Source organism: Collinsella aerofaciens ATCC 25986 (assembly GCF_010509075.1).
Lineage (GTDB): Bacteria > Actinomycetota > Coriobacteriia > Coriobacteriales > Coriobacteriaceae > Collinsella > Collinsella aerofaciens.
The window spans coordinates 362,334-384,270 of the sequence record NZ_CP048433.1 but is presented as its reverse complement, the minus strand read 5'-3'; the positions used below and the strand labels follow the sequence as shown (position 1 = coordinate 384,270).

The 21,937-nt window shown below is 63.3% G+C and carries 14 protein-coding genes and 2 tRNA genes; all 16 read right to left on the bottom strand.

Annotated features, from left to right (window positions below):
• Window positions 1-39: 39 nt before the first annotated feature.
• A complete protein-coding gene (locus GXM19_RS01830) occupies window positions 40-1,383 on the bottom strand; it encodes a bifunctional folylpolyglutamate synthase/dihydrofolate synthase (protein ID WP_040358225.1) in 1,344 nt (447 codons plus the stop codon).
• 280 nt (window positions 1,384-1,663) lie between these two features.
• Entirely contained in the window at window positions 1,664-4,360 is a 2,697-nt protein-coding gene (locus tag GXM19_RS01825) for a valine--tRNA ligase (RefSeq protein WP_006234092.1), read from the bottom strand.
• Between the two features lie 286 nt (window positions 4,361-4,646).
• Entirely contained in the window at window positions 4,647-6,056 is a 1,410-nt protein-coding gene (gene clpX / locus GXM19_RS01820) for an ATP-dependent Clp protease ATP-binding subunit ClpX (RefSeq protein ID WP_006234093.1), read from the bottom strand.
• 1 nt (window position 6,057) lies between these two features.
• Window positions 6,058-6,678 carry an ATP-dependent Clp protease proteolytic subunit gene (locus GXM19_RS01815; RefSeq protein ID WP_040358228.1) on the bottom strand — a complete coding sequence of 207 codons (621 nt, stop codon included), beginning with the start codon at window positions 6,676-6,678 and terminating at the stop codon, window positions 6,058-6,060.
• 162 nt (window positions 6,679-6,840) lie between these two features.
• Window positions 6,841-8,142 carry a trigger factor gene (gene tig / locus GXM19_RS01810; RefSeq protein ID WP_162010692.1) on the bottom strand — a complete coding sequence of 434 codons (1,302 nt, stop codon included), beginning with the start codon at window positions 8,140-8,142 and terminating at the stop codon, window positions 6,841-6,843.
• A gap of 87 nt (window positions 8,143-8,229) precedes the next feature.
• Window positions 8,230-8,313 (bottom strand) — tRNA-Leu (locus GXM19_RS01805).
• A 140-nt stretch (window positions 8,314-8,453) separates the two neighbouring features.
• Window positions 8,454-11,285 carry a molybdopterin-dependent oxidoreductase gene (locus tag GXM19_RS01800; protein WP_006234096.1) on the bottom strand — a complete coding sequence of 944 codons (2,832 nt, stop codon included), beginning with the start codon at window positions 11,283-11,285 and terminating at the stop codon, window positions 8,454-8,456.
• Complete coding sequence (locus GXM19_RS01795) at window positions 11,285-12,187, bottom strand: FAD binding domain-containing protein (RefSeq protein ID WP_203572370.1); 903 nt, start codon at window positions 12,185-12,187, stop codon at window positions 11,285-11,287. Before GXM19_RS01795 ends, GXM19_RS01800 begins: the two co-directional genes overlap by 1 nt.
• A 242-nt stretch (window positions 12,188-12,429) precedes the next feature.
• Entirely contained in the window at window positions 12,430-13,785 is a 1,356-nt protein-coding gene (gene gdhA / locus GXM19_RS01790; protein WP_006234098.1) for an NADP-specific glutamate dehydrogenase, read from the bottom strand.
• Window positions 13,786-14,041: 256 nt separating this feature from the next.
• Entirely contained in the window at window positions 14,042-14,437 is a 396-nt protein-coding gene (locus GXM19_RS01785; protein ID WP_040358236.1) for a putative Se/S carrier protein, read from the bottom strand.
• Window positions 14,438-14,452: 15 nt separating this feature from the next.
• Window positions 14,453-15,085, bottom strand: a complete 633-nt coding sequence (gene mobA / locus GXM19_RS01780) for a molybdenum cofactor guanylyltransferase (protein ID WP_162010693.1) — start codon at window positions 15,083-15,085, stop codon at window positions 14,453-14,455.
• A 155-nt stretch (window positions 15,086-15,240) separates the two neighbouring features.
• Window positions 15,241-15,337 (bottom strand) — tRNA-Sec (locus tag GXM19_RS01775).
• A 36-nt stretch (window positions 15,338-15,373) separates the two neighbouring features.
• On the bottom strand, window positions 15,374-17,341 hold the full coding sequence (gene selB, locus GXM19_RS01770; protein WP_006234101.1) for a selenocysteine-specific translation elongation factor: 1,968 nt from the start codon (window positions 17,339-17,341) through the stop codon (window positions 15,374-15,376).
• Window positions 17,338-18,795 (bottom strand): L-seryl-tRNA(Sec) selenium transferase, encoded by a 1,458-nt coding sequence (selA, locus tag GXM19_RS01765; RefSeq protein WP_006234102.1) that lies wholly within the window; start codon window positions 18,793-18,795, stop codon window positions 17,338-17,340. Before selA ends, selB begins: the two co-directional genes overlap by 4 nt.
• A 52-nt stretch (window positions 18,796-18,847) precedes the next feature.
• The gene (locus tag GXM19_RS01760; protein ID WP_050766078.1) at window positions 18,848-20,965 is read right to left on the bottom strand and encodes a molybdopterin-containing oxidoreductase family protein; all 2,118 of its coding nucleotides are present in this window, start codon (window positions 20,963-20,965) and stop codon (window positions 18,848-18,850) included.
• Window positions 20,966-21,086: 121 nt separating this feature from the next.
• Window positions 21,087-21,926 carry a formate/nitrite transporter family protein gene (locus GXM19_RS01755; protein ID WP_006234104.1) on the bottom strand — a complete coding sequence of 280 codons (840 nt, stop codon included), beginning with the start codon at window positions 21,924-21,926 and terminating at the stop codon, window positions 21,087-21,089.
• Window positions 21,927-21,937 lie beyond the last annotated feature (11 nt).

The following is a 21,937-nucleotide window of genomic DNA, read 5'->3' as shown; positions in this document are numbered from 1 at the left end:
AAACAGTCCGTATTTCACCGCAACTGCTGAGGGGATGGGTTAGCGGAGCAGGCCGGCTACTTCGCCGGCTAGGGTGATGGTGCCGGCTGCTACGAAGGGCTCGCCCGCAGCCTCGAAAGCTGCGAGGGCCTCGGAAACGCTGGGGTATACGCCCGCGAGCTTATCGGCATCAACGAGGGCGGCGAGCTCCTCTGCCGGCAGGGCGCGATCGGAATCGGTCTGCGTCACGACCACGCGCGGGAAAGCCGGGATCAGCACGTCAACGATACCCGCCACGTCCTTGTCTGCCAGCGCGGCGCACAGCAGCGTGGGGCGATTTTCAACACACGGATCGATCTCGTCCAGCGCGCTCACAAAGTTCTCGCAGCTCTGGGGGTTATGGCAGGCGTCGATCAGCTTAAGCGGATCGGTCCCCAGCACATCAAATCGGCCCGGCGTGGGGCAGCCCATAAGCGACGCATCGAGCTTGTCATGATCGAGTTCGCGACCCAGATACCCCTCGCAGAGCATAATCGCGCACGCAGCATTCTGCGGCTGATAGGCCGGCTTGACCATGCTCGACGTATAGATCGCACGTGGCGTGGTGCAGCTAAACTCAACCGTGTCGCCCACATGCACCGGCACCTTAGTCGTGGCATGACTCACCACGAGCGGCACAATGCCGCACTCTCGACAACGGGCATCCATCACGCGCTGAACGCTCGGCTCATGCGTGCCCTCGCCCAGCACAACCAAGCGTCCGGGCTTGATGACCGCGGCCTTCTCCCCCGCAATGGCCTCGAGCGTATCGCCCAAAATACGTGTGTGGTCGAGCCCAATGCCGGTAATGGCAACGGCGACGGGATCGGTCGCACTCGTAGCATCCCAGCGTCCGCCCATGCCAACCTCAAGCACGGCAACATCCACGCGAGCCTCGGCAAACACCACAAGTGCAGCAGCCGTCAACAGGTCAAACGGCGTAATGGTGTACGCGCGCTCCCCCGCCGCAATACGACGCGCATTCACTCGATGTCCCGCCTCAACAGCGGCAGAAACACCACGGGCAAAGGCCTCGTCGCTCACAACACGCCCGTCAACCTCCATGCGCTCGGGATAGCGCACCAGTTGCGGCGACGTATACAGCGCGGTCTTGAGCCCCTCGCCGCAAAGGACAGCAGCCGAAAAACGTGTGGTCGAAGTCTTGCCATTGGTACCGGCGACCTGAATGCAATCAAAGTACTCGTCCGGGCGCCCCAACTCATCGAGCATATCGACAACCGTCTCAAGCAGAGGCCCAGCATCCCCAGAAATCCGCCCCGTATCAGCAGCAAGCCCAACAGACTCACCAAACGAAAGCAACTCAAACGAGAAAGGAACGACATACGACCCCGAACGCTTAGCCATAACCCAAAGTCCCCCATAACAGAAAAAGAGGCCCATCAAAAATAATGAGCCCCTCGCGTTGACAAAATCAGCCAAACACCGCTTGCAGCAAGATCAAGGCCACAACCAAGTGGCCCTAACACGCCAGATGCAAACAACCACGTAAACGAACTAGGAGCGGCCCGACGCTTTGCTCGATACAAGTTCCGCACGCAAAGGACAGCACTTAATGTGCTGTCCGTCTTGCGCAGGACTGTCCGCAGTAGCGAGCAAAGCGTCGGGACGCGCCCCTCAGTAAGAACTACGAGAAGTCTGCAACCTGAGCAGTCAGCGCCGCCAAGATCTCCTTGAGCTCAGCTGCACGGTCCCTCTTCTTCTGGACCACCGCGGGCGCGGCCTTAGCCACAAAGCCCTCGTTGGCGAGTGTCTTCTCGCAGCCGGCGAGCTCCTTCTGGGCCGCGGCGATCTCCTTCTCCAGGCGCGCCTTCTCGGCCGAAAGGTCAACCTTGCCCTCGAGCACCACAAAGACCTCGACGCCGCTGTCGACCACGGCGATGCTCGCAGCCGGCTTCTCAACGTCGGTGCCCATGACCAGAGAAGCAGTGTTCGCCAGCGGCTCAATCGTCGAGCGCAGGCTCTCGAGCTTCTCGATGTCCTCGGCACCGGCGCGCACGACCACGTCGAGCTCGGCCTTGGGGCTCAAGCGGTAACGCGAACGCGTGGCGCGGGCGGCGGAAACGACGGCGCGGCACAGCTCAAACGCGCGCTCGGCGTCCTCGTCAACATACTTAGCGTAGTCGGCGGGCTCGGGCCACTTGGCGATCATGAGCGCCTCGGCGCGGTCCACGTTGCCCTCGGCATCCAGGTCGAGCACGCTCGCCGGCATGTTGTCCCAGATCTCCTCGGTGACAAACGGCATGAGCGGGTGCATCAGGCGAATGGAGGTGTCGAGCACAAAAATCAGGTTGCGCTGCGCCTGCAGACGGCCCTCGCCCTTCAAGCGGGCCTTGGTGACCTCGACGTACCAGTCGCAGACCTCGTTCCAGAAGAACTGCTGCACGCCGCGGGCCATGTCGCCAAAGGTGTAGTTCTCGATACCCTCGGTGACCATCTTCACGGCCTTGGCCAGGCGGCTGAACATCCAAGCGTCTGCCGGCGTCTCCACGACGGGCTCGCCGGGCGTGTAGCCCTCCATGTTCATGAGCAGGAAGCGGCTCGCGTTCCAGATCTTGGTCACAAACGACTTGGCCTGCTCGGTACGCGGACTGTCGATAAGCTTCTTAGTCTTCTTGTCGATGTTCGCGTCGAACTTGACGTCCTGATTGTTGGTGCACAGCGTGAGCAGGTTGTAGCGCATGGCGTCGGCGCCGTACATGCCAATGAGGTCCATGGGGTCAACGCCGTTGCCCTTGGACTTGGACATACGGCTTCCGTCCTTGGCAAGAATCGTCGGGTAGATGACGACGTCCTTAAACGGCACCTCGTCCAGGAAGTACAGCGAGCTCATGACCATGCGGGCGACCCACAGCGCGATGATGTCGCGGGCGGTGACGAGCGCCGTCGTGGGGTGATGTCCCTCGAGCAGCTCCGGCTTTTGCGGCCAGCCCTGCGTGGCGAAGGTCCACAGCTGCGAGCTGAACCAGGTGTCCAGCACGTTCTCGTCCTGATGCACATGATGGCCGCCGCACTTGGGGCACACATCGGTGTCCTCGGTAAGAGCGTCCTCCCAGCCGCAGTCCTCGCAGTAGAACACGGGGATGCGGTGGCCCCACCACAGCTGGCGGCTGATGCACCAGTCCTTAAGGTTCTCCATCCAGGTGGTGTAGGTCTGCGTCCAACGCGCGGGGTGGAAGGTGACCTTGCCAGAGTTGACGGCGTCGAGCGCCGGCCCTTTGAGCTTATCGACGGCGACGAACCACTGCTCGGACAGCCACGGCTCCAGTGCGGCGTCGCAACGGTAGCAGTGCATGACGGAGTGATCGAGGTCCTCGACGTGATCGAGCAGGTCGTGCTCCTCGAACCACTTGATGACGGCCTCGCGGCACTCCTCACGAGTCATACCGGTGAACTCGCCATAGCCCTCGACGACCACCGCGTGCTCGTCGAAGATATTGATCTGCGGCAGGTCGTGGGCCTGACCCATGGCGTAGTCGTTGGGGTCGTGGGCCGGGGTGACCTTGACGAAGCCGGAACCAAAGTTAGCGTCGACATGCCAATCCTCAAAGATGGGAATCTCGCGGTCGACGATGGGGAGCTTGACGGTCTTACCCACAAAGGCGGCCTTCTCGGGGTCCTTCGGGGAAACGGCGACGCCCGTGTCGCCGAGCATGGTCTCGGGACGCGTGGTGGCGACGACGATGTAGTCCTGGCCGTTGACCGGCTCGGTCAGCGGGTAGCGCAGGTGCCACAGGTGGCCCTTCTCGTCCTTGTACTCGGCCTCGTCGTCCGAGATGGCGGTGGTGCAGTTGGGGCACCAGTTGACGATGCGCTTGCCGCGATAGATCAAGCCGTCGTGGTACCAGTCGCAGAAGACCTTGCGCACGGCCTGGGCGTAATCCTCGTCCATGGTAAAGCGCTCGTTGTCGAAGTCGACGGAGCAGCCCATGCGCTTGATCTGCTCGACGATGATGCCGCCGTACTCGTGGGTCCAATCCCAGCAGGCGTCGACAAACTTGTCGCGGCCAATCTCCAGGCGGCTGATGCCCTCGCTCTTGAGCTTCTTGTCGACCTTGGTCTGCGTGGCGATACCGGCGTGGTCGGTGCCGAGCACCCAGCGCGTGGACTTGCCGCGCATGCGGGCCATGCGGATGATGGCGTCCTGGATGGAGTCATCGGTGGCGTGGCCCATGTGGAGCTTGCCGGTCACATTGGGAGGCGGAATGGTGACGGTGCAGTCGCCCACGCCCTCACGGCGCTTGTAGTAGCCGCCGTCGAGCCACTTCTGCAGGATCGCCGGCTCGTTGGTCGACGGATCGTAGTTCTTGGGCATCTCTTCCATATATCTCTCCCTGTCCCGCCGGGGAGGAATGTAGGCCCGATTTTCGCTCGGTCAAGTCCTGACTCGCTCGAAGACCACATTAAGTGGTCTTCGGCTCGTGCGGAATCTACGAAAATCGGGCCTACATTCCTCCCCTTAGGTATCGATTACTTCAGTCTGATATGACTTCGCTGAGGCTTAAACAAACACACAGAATAACACAGGTAGTTGGGGTTATTGCGTATATATAAAATAGCCTCCGACCGCATGTGATCGGAGGCTATCGACAAAAACGTTTTGACAGGTTTTAGCCGTAGATGCGCTGGGGCTGCTCTTCGCCCTTTACGGAGGCTTCGGTCACGATGACCTTGGAAACACCCTCCTCGCTGGGCAGGTCGAACATCGTCTGCTGCAGCACGTCCTCGCAGATGGAGCGCAGGCCGCGGGCGCCGGTCTTGCGGGCGAGCGCCATGCGGGCGATCTCGTGCAGGGCCGCGTCCTCAAACTCAAGCTCAACGTCCTCAAGCTGGAACATCTTACGGTACTGGCGCACCACGGCGTTCTTGGGCTCGGTCAGAATCGACACCAGGTCGTCCTCGTCGAGCGCCTGCGTCTGGGTTACGACAGGCGTGCGGCCAACGAACTCGGGAATCATGCCAAAGGCGTTGAGGTCCTGCGGGAGCACCTGGCGCAGCAGGTCGTTCTCGTCGACCGAGGTGGGGCCGGCGATCTCGGAGTTAAATCCCACGCCCTTGTTGCCCACGCGATCGGCGATGATCTTGTCCAGACCCACAAAGGCACCGCCGCAGATAAACAGAATGTTGGTCGTGTCGATCTGCAGCAGCTCCTGCTGGGGATGCTTGCGGCCGCCAGTGGGCGGAACGCTGGCCACCGTGCCCTCAAGAATCTTAAGCAGCGCCTGCTGAACGCCCTCACCCGAGACATCGCGGGTAATGGAGAGGTTCTCGGCCTTGCGGGCGATCTTGTCGATCTCGTCCACGTAGATAATGCCCACCTGAGCGCGCTCAATATCGCCATCGGCAGCATTGATGAGCTTGAGCAGGATGTTCTCCACGTCCTCGCCAACGTAGCCGGCCTCGGTAAGCGCAGTGGCGTCGGCGATGGCAAACGGCACCTCGAGGATGCGCGCGAGCGTCTGGGCCAGCAGGGTCTTACCGGTACCGGTGGGACCGAGCAGCAAGATGTTGGACTTGGCGAGCTCTACCTTGTCCATATCGTCGTCGAACTGCGAGCCCATGTCGTCGTCAAAGGCAGACACCGCGGCGCCGCCCTCGATCACGCGACGATAGTGGTTGTACACGGCCACCGACATGGCGCGCTTGGCGTCCTCCTGGCCCATAACATAGGCCGAAAGCTCGTCATAGATCTCGTGCGGCGTCGGCACATGCGTAATGACCTGGCGGGCATCGTCCTCGAGCTCAAAGCCCTCGGCCTCGGGATCCACGGCAGGCTGCCCGGCAGCCTGGCCGTGATCGTTGAGGAAGCCCGGCAGCTTGCCGTTGCGGGCGGCGTCCATAAAGTCCGAAGCCAGCGACTCCTCAAGGATCTCGGAGCAGGCGGCGACGCACTCGTCACAGATAAAGATGTTGGTCGGGCCCTTTACGAGACGACGGACCTGGCCCTGCTCTTTTCCGCAGAAGGAGCAGCGGATGGGGTTGCCGTTCTCGTCGAAGCCGTCCTGCATGTTACCGGCCATCCTAGGCGTCCTTCGCGGCGAGGTCGCGCGAGGTGACAATACGGTCGATTAGGCCGTAGTCGAGGGCCTCGACAGCCGTGAGGTAGTTGTCACGCTCGGTATCGGCCTGAACCTTCTCGATGGGCTGGCCCGAGGCGTCGGACAGGATCTGGTTGAGCTCACGGCGGGTCTTCTTGATCTCCTCGGCCACGATCTCGATCTCGGTCTGCTGGCCCTGCGCACCGCCGCTGGGCTGGTGAATCATGACCTTGGAGTGCGGCAGGCAGAAGCGCTTGCCCTTGGCGCCGGCCGAAAGCAGCACGGCGGCCATGGACGCGGCCATACCGACGCAGATGGTGGAGACCTGCGGCTTAATGAAGTTCATGGTGTCCAGAATCGCCAAGCCGGAGTAGACCTCGCCGCCGGGCGAATTGATGTAGAGCGAGATATCCTTCTCGGCATCCTGGCTTTCAAGATGCAGCAGCTGGGCAACGACCAGGTTGGCGCTGACGGAGTTGATCTCCTCGCCCAAGAAGATGATGCGGTCGTTGAGCAGGCGCGAATAGATATCGTAGCTGCGCTCGCCGCGCGGCGTCTGCTCGATAACGTATGGCACGAGGGCGGAATCGAACTTAGCGATCATACGCATCTCCATTTCTCTTACGGACCAATAGTGGTTCTAGATAAACGTACGGTGCCCGCATGCTATGCATTGGCTGGCACCGTACGAAGCAACCGGATAACCGGTGTATAACTTTACCCCATCACGGGCGCACGCATGCGCTCGCGGGCAAGGTGGCGAGAATTACTCGGCGTCCTTGGCGGTCTCGTCGACCTCGGTCACCTTGGCGTTCTCGACCAGGTGGTCGACGGCCTTGGAGCGACGGATGGACTCGCGGACGGCAGGCATGCGGCCATCGGCGATGAACTCGGCCTTGGAAGCCTCGACGTCCTTGACGCCGGCCTTCTCGAACTCGGCGTTGATGTCATCCTCGGTGACCTCGATCTTGAGCTCGCGGGCGAGGGCGTCCAGAGCCAGGGACTCACGGGCAACGTCGTTGGCCTGCTTGTGCAGGTCGCCGATGAACTGCTCCATGGTCAGACCGGAAGCGGGCAGCCAGGTGTCCAGCGTCATGCCACGGGCAGCGAGGTTGGACAGGAAGTTCTGGCCGAGCTCCTCAAAGACGGACTGCTCGTAGTCGGCGTCCATCTCGTCGAGCTGCAGACGCTCGGCGAGAGCGGAGACGCAACGGCTCTCCTTCTCGGCCGGCAGGCGAGAAGCCTTGTCCTGCTCGATCTCGATCTTGATGGCGTCGCGCATAGCGTCGATGCTGTCAAAGCCAAAGTCGGACTTGACGAGCTCGTCGGTGAGCTCGGGGGTGTTGCGGACCTTGATGCCCTTGACGGTGACCTCGACGGTGTGGGTCTCGGCCTCCTCGCCCTCCTCGGCCTCGTCGGTCCAGGTGACGGTCTTGACGTCGTCAACGTTGGCGCCGATCAGGGCCTCGTTGAACTCGGCGGGGTTGCTGTCGCTACCGGCGATGAGCATGCGGCCCTCGGCGGCAAAGTTGTCGGCGTTCTCGACGGCCTTGAGGTCGACGGTGACGTAGTCCTCGGCCTCGACGGCACGACCCTCGACGTCCTCGAAGGTGGCACGGTAGTTGAGGAGCATCTCGACCTGGTTGTTGATCTCGGACTCGGTGACCTCCGCAGGGGGCATCTCGATCTCGACAGCGTCGAAGGAAGAGAGCTCGGCAGCAGGACGCAGGGAGAACTCGACGGTGTAGGTGTAGTCCTCGTGATCCTTGGCGAGGTCGAGCTCCTTGTAGTCACCGTTCTTGGTGGGGACGATGTCCAGCTCGTTGAGGACGGCGGGCTCGTTGGCGGCGATCAGGTCGTTGGTGGCCTGAGCGAGGGTAGCCTCGGCGCCAAGAGCGGAGTCGATGACCGGACGGGGGGCCTTACCGGCGCGGAAGCCCGGGAAGCGGTACTTCTTGGCGGTGTCCTTGTAGGCCTTCTTGATCGCGGCGTCGACGTCGGCGGCCGGGATGGTGACCGTAGCGGTGAGCTTGGCGTCCTTGACGTCAGAAGCGGTGATGTTCAACACGTTCCTCCTCATACTGCCCAGCTTATCTGAGGTGCTGGTACCTTTATGCAACAAGCGTCGCGAGGGCATAAGCCGACGCGGGTGCGTTGGTGCGGGCGAAAGGACTCGAACCTTCACGGGAATCCCACCAGAACCTAAATCTGGCGCGTCTACCAATTCCGCCACGCCCGCATGAGCGCACAGACTAGGAATGATAGCAGATACGAGCGGCAAGCGCACGCACACCTTTTACAGGCTCACGACCTCACCACGAGTACAAAAGGCGGGGCGAATTACCCCGCCCCGCCAATTACGACTTGCTCGCTGATCCACTACTCCCCCAGCAGGGCCTTCTCGGGCGTGATCGGCAGCGATCGAACCTGGTGGCCGGTGGCGTGCGCCACGGCCGAGGCAACGGCGGCGAGCGGCGTATTGATGACGACCTCGCCGATCGACTTGGCGCCAAACGGACCCGTCGGCTCGTAACTCGGCTCAAAGGCCACGCGAATGCTGCCGATATCCAGGCGCGTGGGCAACTTATAGCTCATAAAGTTACCGGTGCGCAGGCGGCCGCGCTCATCGTGCTCGACGATCTCGTAGAGCGCGTGGCCGATACCCTGGGCAATGCCGCCCTCGGCCTGGACGCGCGCGAGCGCCTCGTTGATCACGGTGCCGCAGTCAACGGCAGCGACGTAATCCACCACGGTCACCTTGCCGGTGGCCTTGTCGACCTCGACCTCGGCAATGCCGGCCATAAACGGCGGAGGCGAAACGGGCAGGCAGGCAGAGGCATGCGAGGTGAGCGCGTCGCCGCCCGTGATGTTCTTGACGCACAGGTTGGCAAAGTCGCGCAGCGTGAGGTAGCGGTTCTGCTCGCGCGCGGCACGCTCGTCGGACAGGCGCACGTACTGACCATCAAAGACCACATCGGCGGCGTCCACGTCCCACATCTGGGCAGCCTTGGCACAAATCTTCTCGCGCAGCTCGGCCGCGGCGTTCTTGGCTGCCAGGCCCGTCACGTACGTGCCCGAGCTCGCGTACGAGCCGGCATCGAACGGCGACACGTCGGTGTCCACGCCGCGCACCACAATGAGCGAGCTCTCAACGCCCAGCTCCTCGGCGGCAATCTGCGCCAGGATCGTGTCGACGCCCATGCCGTTATCGGTGGCGCCGGTGCCGATGGTAATGAAGCCGTCCTCTTCCAGGCGCATGTCGATGCCGGCGATGTCCACGTTGGAGATGCCCGAGCCCTGCATGGTGAGCGCACAGCCCAGAGCACGCACACGGTCGCCCAGGTCGACGGCTAGCGGCTTGTCGCGCCAACCGATCATGTCCATCGCGCGCAGCAGGCAGCGGTCGAGCGCGCAGGCGTTGAGCTTCTCGTTGTAGTACTGCGGCATGATCTCGCCCTCGCGCACGATGTTCTTAAGGCGCAGGTCGGCGGGGTCCATGTGCAACATGTCGGCGAGCTCGTTGACGGCACTCTCCACGGCAAACTGGCCCTGGGTGGCACCGTAGCCGCGATACGCGCCGCCGCGGTTGGTATTGGTGTAGACGGCGTCCCAGCTAAAGCGGCTCGCCTTCACGTGGTTGTAGATGGGCAGGCTCTTGTGACCCGAAAGGCCGATCGTCGTGGTGGCGTGCTCGCCGTACGCGCCGGCGTTGGACAGCGTGTGCAAATCGATGGCCGTGATGGTGCCGTCGTTCATGGCGCCCAGCTTAACGGTCATCTGCATCTGGTGGCGCGAGTTGCCCGCGGTGATGGTCTCCTCACGGGTGTAGCAGCAGTAACTCGGACGGCCGGTCTGCTGGGTCACAAACGCAACAAAGATCTCGCAGCAGCCCGTCTGCTTGGAGCCAAAGCCGCCGCCGATACGCGGCTTAATGACCTGCACCTGCGACTGCGGGATATCGAGCGACTGCGCGACCATGCGGCGCACGTGGAAGGGCACCTGCGTAGAGGTGGTCACCGAGATACGCCCGAACGCGTCGGTTGTCGCGAAGGCGCAGAAGGTTTCCATGGGTGCGGTCTGCGTGGCCTGGCTGGTGTAGGTGCGCTCAAAGACGATGTCGCTCTGGGCGAAGGCCTCGTCAAGGTCGCCAAAGTCGCTCGTGCCGCTGCACACCAGGTTGCGCGGAACGTCGCCGCCCTGCGGGAACATAAAGGTCACGTCGCCCTCGGGGTGAACCACGATGTCGTTATCGAGTGCCTTGGTAAAGTCGAGCAGCGGCTCAAGCACCTCATAGTCGACCTTAATGAGTTTGAGCGCCTTGTCGGCAGCCTCCTCAGTCTCGGCGGCGACGATCGCCACCTCCTCGTTTTGGTAACGGACGAGGTTCTCGAGAATCAGGCGGTCGTAGGGACTCGGCTGCGGATAGCTCTGGCCGGCGATGGTAAAGCGGCGCTTGGGCACGTCCTCGTAGGTGTAGACGCCCACGACGCCGGGCACCTTCAGCGCGCGCGACGTATCGATGGAGCGGATCTTGGCGCGGGCATAGGGGCTGCGCTTGAGTTTGACGATGAGCGCACCGGCGGGCACCATATCGCCCGTGTAGACGGGACGCCCCTCGAGCAGGGCCTTCGAGTCCTTCTTGGGCTGCTTGTGAGTGATCTGCTTATACGAGACGCCATCGCAGCTGGTGTTATTGACCGGCAGCTCGGGCATCTCAAAGCCCACCTGCACGCCAGACTCGTTGAGGAAGCGAACGATGGCGCGCAGCTGGCTCTCGTAGCCGCTGCAACGGCAGAGGTTACCGGCGAGCTGGCGCGAGAGCTCCTCGCGCGTGGCGACGAGGCTCGGGTCCTCCTTGGCAGCGCGGGCGAGCGCCAGCACGTTCATGATAAGGCCGGGGGCGCAAAAACCGCACTGCTCGGCGCCTTCGGCAGCCATCGCACGGGCGAGCGCCTCAGACTCGGCCTTGAGGCCCTCGAGCGTAGTGATGGAGCGACCCTCGACGCGCGCGGCGGGAACCGAGCAGCTCAGCACCGGGTCGCCGTCGAGCCACACCGTGCACAGGCCGCAGTTGGTGGTTTCGCAGGCACAGCGCACCGACGCGCAACCCTGCTCGCGCAAAAGCGCAAAGAGCATGGTGTCGGGGGCAATCTGGACCTTGACCTTGCGGCCGTTGAGCGTAAAGGAAAGATCGATGAGTTTGGCAGCCATTAGCGCACCTCACTAGAATCGACGCCGGGCACGCGGCGGCAGGAATACTCGTCCGTGGCGAACTTAGGCACTTGCACGGTCTCGAGCTCGCGGGCAAGCGCGGCCGAAAGCTCGATGCCGGCGGCGCGACGCACAGCCTGGATGGCGAGCGGGGCCGAGATGCGGCGGCGGTAGTCGGCCGAGCCCCACAGGTTGGTGCCATAGCTCAGCGCGCGTACGGACGCGGCCAGGGCGCGTAGCTCGTCCTCGGAAGGCTGCTCGGCGGTAAGGCCGCATGCCTCACCCTGCAGCAGGGTCGCGCGCAGCGGGCGGGCGCCCACGGTGACATGCCAGCTGTTGTCCCACCAGGCGGCGGTGACGTTGAGCGAGGGGAAGTCGGTCGCGGCCTTGCGCACAGCCTCGTAGCTTGCACGATAGTCGTGCTTAACGACCACGATGTGCTCGATCACGTCGCGCACGTAACCCATGTCGACGAACTCGGCGAGCGGCACGCGGCCGGCGCCCGTCAGCTCAACATACGAATCGAGCGCCAAAAAGGCCGAGAGCACGTCCGAAAAACCAAAGCGGCCGTAGATGCTGCCGCCCACCGTGGCGGTATTGCGCAGCTGCACGCCCACGATGTCGTGGACGGCGAACTCAAAGACATTGTTGACAAGCGCGTTGAGCCCAGCATGACGCTCGAGCTGGCGCAGGGTGCACATGGCACCGATGCGAAACTCGGTCTCGGTCTCCTCGATCTGATCGAGTCCGCAGGCCGAAAGGTCAATCGCCGTCGCCACGCGACGCGAACCCAGGCGCATCCAGATGCCGCCGCCCACAATCTTGTTGTTGCGGTTCTTCTGTAAGAGCTCATAGGCTTCGGCCGCGTTTCCAACACGGACGTAGGTACCGAACTTGAGCACGTTCTCCCCCATCTCTTCACTTGTCCAGTACTTTTAAGTGTACCAAACGAGGGGCCGCACACCGTTTTAGGACAAAATCCTCCCACCCATCCATAACTTGCGGTGATATACGGACTGATTAGTCGTTCTGGAACGCAAAACAGTCCGTATATCACCGCAAGTTATGAGGAGTCCTCCGGGATAGAAAAGGCTCCCAGCCAAGATGACTGGAAGCCTTCCTCGATGCTATGTCGAGCGAAGAATTAGCAGACGCCCTGAGCGAGCATGGCGTCGGCGACCTTCAGGAAGCCGGCGATGTTGGCGCCCATGACAAAGTTGCCCTCCTGGCCGTACTCCTTGGCAGTGTCGTCCACGTTGTGGAACATGCCGCGCATGAGCTGCTCGAGCTTGCCGTCGACCTCCTCGAAGGTCCAGGACAGGTGCTCGGCGTTCTGGCTCATCTCCAAGCCGGACACGAGCACGCCGCCGGCGTTGGCAGCCTTACCGGGCATAAAGGCGACGCCGTGCTCCTGGAAGTAGGTCGTGGCCTCGATGGTCGTGGGCATGTTCGCGCCCTCGCCGACCACCTTGCAGCCGTTGGCGACGAGCGCCTGGGCGTCCTCGAGCAGCAGCGTGTTCTCGCGAGCGCAGGGCAGCGCGATGTCGCAGGGCAGCTGCCACACGCCGCGGCCGTCACCCTCGTGCCACGTGGCATTGGGCTTCTCGTCGACGTACATGGCGAGCGTAACGCCCTTGTCGTGGCCGGAGCGCTTCTTGTTGTAGACATGCTCGAGCACGGTGTAGTCGATGCCGTCGGGATCCTCGACCCAGCCATGGGTGTCGGAGCAGGCCAGCACCTTGCCGCCGAGCTGGGAGACCTTCTGGACCGCGTAGATGGCGACGTTACCGGAGCCGTGAACGACGACGTTCTTGCCCTCGAAGGAGTCGCCGCGGCTCTTGAGGTACTCGTCCACAAAGTAGGCCAGGCCGTAGCCGGTGGCCTCGGTACGGGCGAGCGAGCCGCCAAAAGAGAGGCCCTTGCCGGTAAGGACGCCGGTCCACTCATTGGTCAGGCGCTTGTACTGACCGAACAGGTAGGCAACCTCGCGGCCGCCAACGCCCAGGTCGCCGGCGGGAACGTCGGTGTTGGGGCCGATGTGGCGATAGAGCTCGGTCATGAAGGACTGGCAGAAGTGCATGATCTCGTTGTTGGACTTGCCCTTGGGGTCAAAGTCGGAACCGCCCTTGCCGCCGCCCATGGGAAGGGTGGTCAGGCTGTTCTTGAGGATCTGCTCCAGGCCCAGGAACTTGAGCATGCCCAGGGTGACCGTCGGGTTAAAGCGCAGGCCGCCCTTGTAGGGTCCAATGGCAGAGTTGAACTCGACGCGGTAGCCGCGGTTGACCTGAACCTTGCCCTGGTCGTCGACCCAGGGAACACGGAACATGACGATGCGCTCGGGCTCGACGAGGCGCTCAAGCAGGGCGGCCTCCTCGTACTCGGGATGGGCGTCGAGCGCCGGCTGGATGGTGCCGAGAATCTCGGTCGCGGCCTGGATGAACTCAGGCTGCTCGGGATAGCGGGCCTTGAGCTCGTCGAGAACTTTCTGCGTGTAGCTCATGCTTCCTCCAATTGATGGAAAAGAAAAGTGTCGTTCGAGGCGCCCCATGCGCCGCGAGCTTTATCGAGTATGGATAATATCGCACTGTTGCAGCAAAGTTTCGCATAAGCCGACGAGCAGATGTTTCGTTTTGATTACGATGCAGGTAGAAGCGTTTTTGAGTGCCCAACGCGCAAATCGCGTGTTTCGAAGCTGTTTCGTCCACATGTTCCAAACCACCACATTGGGGACAGGCACCTTTGTGGTGGTGTGGTGGCTAGAGGACGAGCTGATGGTAGTCGGCAGGGGCTATGCGGCCCTCGGTGGCGGCTCGGAAGGCGGCGAGCGCATCGCCCGAGAATGGCATGGCCCAGCACAGCCCGCAGCCTGCGGTAATGGAGCCGGGCAGTGGCATGATGCGCCCGGGCACACCGGCGGCAAGACACAGCTGTTCGCATTCCATCACATCGAAGGTGCTATCGAACGACACGATAATCTTGCGCTCGTGGTCGAGGGCATCACCGGATGGGCCTTCGCGGTGTGCCTCACGATACGCCGCGGCGGCCGCTTCCTCTTCCGCAGTATGTCCACAGCCACCGCAGCCGCAGGTACAGGGCTCGGAACCATCGCAAGTGCAAGGCTCTCCCGTGTCGGGACAAATATCGTGAGACATGGCAACTCCAATCGTCTAGGCGAGTAACTCGGCCGCCGCAAACTCCTCGGGCGTATTGACGTTTTCGAAGCAGAGCGTCGAGCCCGCGGCCTTAACAATCTGCGGCTCATCCATATAACCGGCCTGAACGCGATTGATCAGGCAGCGAATGCGCTGGCGGTCGCAGGCAAGCAGCTCTTGGGCAACCGGCGCACAAGCGTCACGGCGCCAGACGGCGCAAAGCGGCTCAATCCCTTGCTCCTCGCGTGGCACGCACACGTCGATCGCCTCGGCCTCAAAACGATCGGCAAGCGCGCCGATGAGTTCCGGCGAGACAAACGGCATATCGCAGGCGACGATCGCCACGAGCGGCAATCGGGCCGCAGCCAACGAGCTCGCGATGCCGCGCATGGCACCCGCCGACCCCTCAAGGTCCGGCACTATTCGCGGCACCAGGCCGCCAAACGCGTGCTCCTCAAGATAGGCAAGCTCGCTGGGACGCGAAGTCGTCACGACTAACTCGCCGGCAACTGGAGCCAGCCGACCCAGCACGCGCTCGATGAGCGGCTCGCCGCAAAACGACATCCGTGCCTTATCGCAGCCCATGCGCGACGACAACCCGCCCGCCTGGACGACACAAGAAAGATCGGACCGTCTTACGGTAGTCATACGGCAAACCACCCCCATCGGCATGCTCAAAACCCAGCACACGAAGCCAAATACCGTCGCCGATAAAGCGGGCGGCACGGCAAACCCATGCAAAAACAAAACAGCGCCTTTGCGGCACGCAGCAAGACCGCGAGCACAAAAGCGCTGGTAGCGTATGGCGGGAACGTATGTGAATCGAACACATCCAAGACGTTTTGCACGCCTCGCAACGGTTTTGAGGACCGCGGAGCCCACCGGAGCCCATCCGTTCCCAAGTGCGGCGGTATTTTACCAAACCGAGCAGCCAATCTAGCGCAGGGACCTCAGGCCGCCGGCTTCTTTGTCGAGTACCGTAAAGCGCACGGCATCCAGGTGCTCAAGGATGCTGATGGCGCGTTTGCGCGACACACCAAGGGCCTCGCGCAGAGCGCTCGTGGTGGCAGCACCGCCGGCTGCCTCAATGGCGGCGGCGACGAGCTCACGCGCATGGGCCTCGGCAGCAGCAGACAGGGCAACGTCGCGCTCGACCTTAACGATCGCGCGGTTGAGCGAAAGCTCGCGCAGGGCTCGCGTCATGGTGCCGCGATCGAGCTGCAGTTGCTCGCCTACCTCTGGCAGCGTCGGCGCATCGAGGCCAGCTTCGTCCAGCAAGGCAACGATGCGCTCGCAAGCCTCGTGCACCACGCGCGCCGCGGCGGCAGCGGAGTGCGGGTCGAACACCTCGGCCCCCTCGGCGGCGCACACGCCGCGCGAGCAGCCCTCGGAAATCAGGGCTGCGGCAACTGCATCGTCAGCGGCAGGCCACGCAGCATGGGCAACGGCGCCGGGCGTAAAGCCCGTCTCCTTGGGGGCAGCCGCGTGCATAGCGGTCAGGGTCGCCGCCAGCACGTCCATGGCGGCATCGAGCGCGGCGGCATTCACATACAGCGCATCGCCCGAGCCGGCAAGCTCGCAAACAGCACCTCGCGCCACCAACTCTTTCAGCGCGGCATCGGCCTCACCGGAAAGAAGATCTAGCGCCGCGGCAACGTCGGCTACCACGACTGGCAACATCTGCAGCGCCAGCCACGCGTCCACACCAGCGACGGCATCGCCGGCCTCAAGCGCTGCAAGCAGCGCGCGCTCCCCCTCAGTAAGTTCGCGCGAACGACGGCAGCGCGAAAGCAGCACGCGCCCGCCGCCGATGAGCATAACGGGCGAATACGACAGCACCACGGCATGGTCTCCGGCGCGCAGTGGCAGCGATTCCTCCAAGCGTACCTGCACCACTCGCGTCTCTCCCACCGCCATGGGGGCCTCGCCCTCCATGAGCATGATACGGCCGACGACCTCGGCTGTGCCGGCCATCACATGCACGCGCGCACCCGACTCGAGCACACGCGGCTTGGCGCCCTCGCGGCCCAGGTAGGTGAACGTCATCATAAAGCGCAACGTCTGGCCAAAGCGGTCCGCCACGCCCAGCATCTCGCCACGGTCAAGCGCCGCGACACCGTCACCAACTAGGTTGAGCGCCACACGCTGACCAGGCAGCGCGCGCGGCGTATCGCCATGCACCTGAATCCCGCGCACGCGACAGACCGTACGCGACGGCAAAGCCATCAGCTCGTCGCCCACCGCAACCGGCGCATCGTGCAGCGTTCCCGTTACGACAGTGCCGACGCCCTTAATCGTAAAGCAGCGGTCAATCGGCAGGCGCGGCGCGGCATCGGTGCGCTCGGCACGGTCGCGGCAGGCATCCCAGCAGGCGCTTACCTGCTCGTCGAGCACCGCAAGCAGCCCGTCGATCCCCTCGCCCGTCTTAGACGACACGGGCACAATCGGCGCGCCCGCAAACACGGTACCCGACAAAAAATCATCGACATCGAGCTCGGCAAGCTCGGTCATCTCGGCATCGGCCAGGTCACACATCGTCAGCGCCACCACCATATGCGTGACGCCCAGCAGCTCCAGCACGTGCACGTGCTCGCGCGTCTGCGGCATTACACCCTCAACGGCAGAGACCACCAGCACGGCCACGTCGATGCCCGTGGCGCCCTGCACCATGGCGCGCAGGTAATGCGAGTGGCCCGGCACGTCGACCAGGCCGACGATCTTGCCACTCGGCAGCGCCAGCTCGCCAAAGCCCAGCTCCACGGTCATACCGCGACGGCGCTCAACCTCCAGACGATCGGGATTCTTGCCAGTCAGTGCCTCGATCAGTGCCGACTTACCATGGTCAACGTGACCCGCCGTGCCAACGATAACGGGGCACTCCACCAGCGCCTGAACCTCACTCATCGAGCAATCGCCTTCTCAACGCACGCGACGAGCGTCGACGCCGCCGTCTCGATATCGCGGTCGCCCACGAGCGTACGGACGTCAAACAAAATGCGATCGTGCGAGGTTCGCGTGACGACCGGCGTGTCGAAGTCCTGGACAAGCGAGCGCTTGAGCGCATCGACCGTCAAGCGCGCGTCAACAAGACGCACGGCAACGCACATCGTGGGCAGCTCCACGGTAGGCAGCGAGCCGCCACCGGGGGTCGACGACTCCTCGACGATCTCCACCTGAACGGCGCACGGGCAACCGGCCTTATCGAGCCCGGCGACCATCCGATCGCGCAGCTTGCGGGCACGACGCTCCAGATGAGCCTGCGGGAGCGTGAGCATGTTGAGCACCGGCACCTCGCGATGGGCCACATCCGCCCCATCCAAGTAGATGCGCAGTGTAGCCTCGAGCGCCGCCAGTGCGAGCTTACCCGGACGCAAGGCGCGCATAAGCGGATGTGACCCACAGGCCTGGACCAGATCGCGACGACCCATGATAATGCCCGCCTGCGCGGCACCCAGCAGCTTATCGCCCGAGCACGACACGATATCGAGCCCCGCCGAAACCGAAGCCGGCGTGGTTTCTTCGCCGCCGCGCACCAAGATGTCGTCGGGCAACAGCGCGCCCGAGCCCTGGTCCTCGTAGAACAGCAGGCCATGCTTGTGGGCCAGGGCGGCAAGCTCCCGAGAGCCCACCTCTTCGTGAAAACCCTCGATGCGATAGTTGGAAGGATGGACCTTGAGGATCATTGCCGTATCGAGCGTAATGGCGCGCTCGTAGTCGCTCAAATGCGTGCGGTTGGTGGCCCCGACCTCAACGAGCTTGGCACCCGAGGCCTCCATAACATCGGGGATACGGAAGCTGCCGCCGATCTCGACAAGCTCGCCGCGGCTGACGATGACCTCCTTGCCTGCGGCATGGGTCGCCAGCACCAGCAGTACCGCGGCGGCGTTGTTGTTGACCACGAGCGCGTCCTCGGCACCGGTGAGCGAGCGGATCAGCTGCGCGGCGTGCTCCTTGCGCGACCCGCGCGAACAAGTGTCCACACTGTACTCGAGCGTGCTGTACCCGCGCGCAACCTCGGCCACGGCCTTGGCGACCGACTCCGCGAGCGGGGCGCGGCCCAAGTTGGTATGGATGACCACACCCGTGGCATTAACTGCTGGGCGCAGGCTCGGCAGCGCGGAGCGGTGCGCACGCCACTCGATGGCCGAAGCCAGATCGCGTTTAGAGCGCGGGGCGGCGCCGGCGCGAATGGCGGCGCGCTCCTCGTCGAGCTCTGCCGTCACGGCGGCATGCACCACCGCGTCGCAGGTCTCCCCCACAGCCTTCACAACTGGCCACTCTGCGAGCAGCTCGTTGACGGAGGGAATGGCGCGCAGTCGGGCGCGTACCTCATCGGACATGTTCTGGCTATCGCTCATGTGCGGCCTTTCAAAAGAAACGTGGATCAGTCAAATACATTAGCTGAGTCAATTACTCGTTATTATCCTCGCGCGCCGCGATCTTTTCCACGCGAACGGCGTTTTCCTGGGTGAGCGCGGCGCCCGTCAACGGGTCCCAACGCAACGGCGTATGGTCGAGCGGGCCCACGCCCAAGCCTTGAGCGCCACCGGCATCGGAGCCAAGCGAACGCCCACCGGGAGCAGCCGACGTAAAGATGCACGCCGGATGCAGATAGGGCGTCGTCTCCACGCGTACGCGATCGCGGCCCATATCGCTCACGAGTTCGACGATCTCGCCGTCGGCAATGCCCATGTGCGCAGCAGCATCGACATTCATCTGCACGGCATCCAGGTCCGATCCAGCCTCGGCGGCACCTTGGGCCGCAAGCCTTCGCGAGGTATGCGACTCAAAGGGACGGTTGCCGCTAATGAGGCGAAACATCCCCGGACCGGGCTCCACCATGGGAGCGATCCAGTTGGGTACACGACCCAGACCGGCTCGTTCCCATACGTCGCTTGCCAGCGCAATTTTGCCGCCATCCAAGGGAATCGCCGGCTCGCCCGTACGCGACGGCAACGCAACACCCGTGTCGGCCCAGCCGCGCTCCTTGAGCTCGTCCAGATTGATCCCAAAAGGCGCCACCTGGGCAGCCGCCAGATCGTCAGACGTAAACTGGAAGTACTCGCCCACGCCACACGCCTGCGCCAGACCGGCAAAAATCTCCCGACCGGGACGTGTGTCGTCATGCTGCACGGGCAGCACGGCGTTGCGGTAGAACACGCGCGCATCGTTGGCGCCCACGACCGTACCCACACCGCGGTCGGCCTCCAGATACGTCACGTCGGGCAGCACGAAGTCAGAAACACGCGCCGTCTCGGACCAGAGAATATCAATCGTCACGAGCAAGTCGAGCTGCTGCAAAATACTCAACCAAGCCTGTACATTGCCATAGCCCGCACCGGGGTTACTGGCATAGACGATGAGTCCACGCAAATCACCGGCAAGAATCGACTGACCGATGGTCGTGCACAGACCGCGCACCGGATCGACCAGTGGATAGCGCTCGGACCCCAGCTTGGGCCCGCGCGGCACCGGCGGCGTCGCAAAGCGTGCGGGATCGAGGTCGCCCAACGCAAGCGGCGTGGGCGGGTTGAGGGCACCGCCCGCGTGTCCGATGCAGCCCAGCAGCACATCGACCAGACAAATCGCGCGCGCGGTCTGGGTACTGTTGGCATACGCGATACCGATGCCGCCATGAAAGCCCGCATCCACCACAGCGGCAGGCGCGGCGGCAGCGAGATCGCGCGCCGTGGCGACAATCTCTGCGGCCGGCACGTCGCACATCGATTCGGCCCACTCGGGTGTCCAAGCACTGGCCGCCTGCGCCAGCTCGTCAAAACCCGTGGTATAGCGGGTCACGAACTCGTGGTCATACAGATCCTCGGCAATCAAGACATGGGCAATACCCAACAGCAGCGCCAAGTCGCAGCCCGGGCGCACGCGCAACCAGCGGTCGGCAAGCGCAGCCGAGCCGCTGCGCCGGGGGTCGACCACGATGATCTTCGCCCCGCGCCGGCGCGCATCGTTGAGTGCATCAACGGCCCCCATCGTCGACGAATCGACAATGGAACGCCCCAGATACATAATGCAATCGGTATGCGCCAGGTCGGAGGCGGGGCTATAGCCCAAGCTATGCTCCCAACCAGTGAGACGGCTTACCTCGCAGGCGCCATCGGCACCGTACACGTTGGGCGAACCCAGCGCATGCATAAGACGATAGCCCCAGTAGCGGTCGAACGAGGGCACGCCGAGCGTCATACCCAGCGCACGAGCGCCATGTTCGTCAACAATCCCCCCAAGGCGCGCCGCGATCTCCGAAAACGCCTCGTCCCACGAAATCGCATCGAACCCCGAGCCATCAGCTCGGCGACGCATGGGGTGCACGATGCGGTCGCGCTCGTCAAACGGCATTGCCAGGCGATGCCGTCCGCGGGCGCACAGGGCACGCGTCACGCACGGATGTCCCACAACCGGCAACTCAGCCACCACGCGACCGTCCTCAACGCGTGCCGCAAAGGCGCAATCGGCATAGCATCCCCCGCATGTGGTCACCACGGCGCGACCGTCACGCTTCACAGCAGATGCCATCTCGATTACCCCTTTCATCAGCCAAACACAGCAGGCCAAAGGCCCGGCAACGGGCCCCAGACCCAAAAAGCCTCCCGCACGGCAACGCCCCGCGGGAGGCCAAAGTCAAACAGACGATACCTTACGCCTCGGACTTCTTGGCGTAGATAAACCAGTAGCCGAGCGCGACCAGAACCGCGCCGCCCACGATGTTGCCCAGCGTGGCGGCGGACAAGTTAAACGCAATGCCCGCGGCGTTGAGCGCATCGGCGCCGGCGACCTTGGCACCGTAGCCGCATGCATGCATCACGGCGCCCATGGGCAAAAAGTACATGTTGGCGACGCAGTGCTCAAAACCGCAGGCCACAAAGGCGGCGATGGGCAGCAGAATGCCCACAACCTTATCGACCACAGTCTTGCCGGCGGTACCGATCCACACGGCCAGGCACACAAAGATGTTGCACAGGATGCCGCGGAAGAAGATCGTCACCCAGTCGATCGTCACCTTGCCGGCGGCGACGCTCACCATGGAATTGGCGACCGCCTCGCCGTTGAGCTTGTAAATGCCGGCCATGTACACCAAAAAGACGATGAACAAGGCACCGACAAAATTGCCGACCCACACGACGACCCAGGCCTTAAGCATCTGGACAAGGGTGATCTTTTTGCTCTTGAGTGCGCAGACCATAAGCGAATTGCCGGTAAACAGCTCGGCGCCGCACACCAGCACCAACACCAGGCCCAGGCAAAAGCACAGGCCGCCCACGACGCGCTGGGCACCCCAGCCCAGCGTGCTGTCGCTCAAAAACACCGTAAAGAACAGGCCGCCGAAGGCGATAAACGCGCCGGCGAACATTGCCAACAGAAAGGCCTTAGCGACCGGCAGGTTAGCCTTGGTCACGCCGGCGGCCTCGGTCTTAGCCTCGATCGCGGCGGGCGCCAGGCAATCGGGAGCGGGGTACTCCACCTTGGAATCTGCCATGTCAATCACTT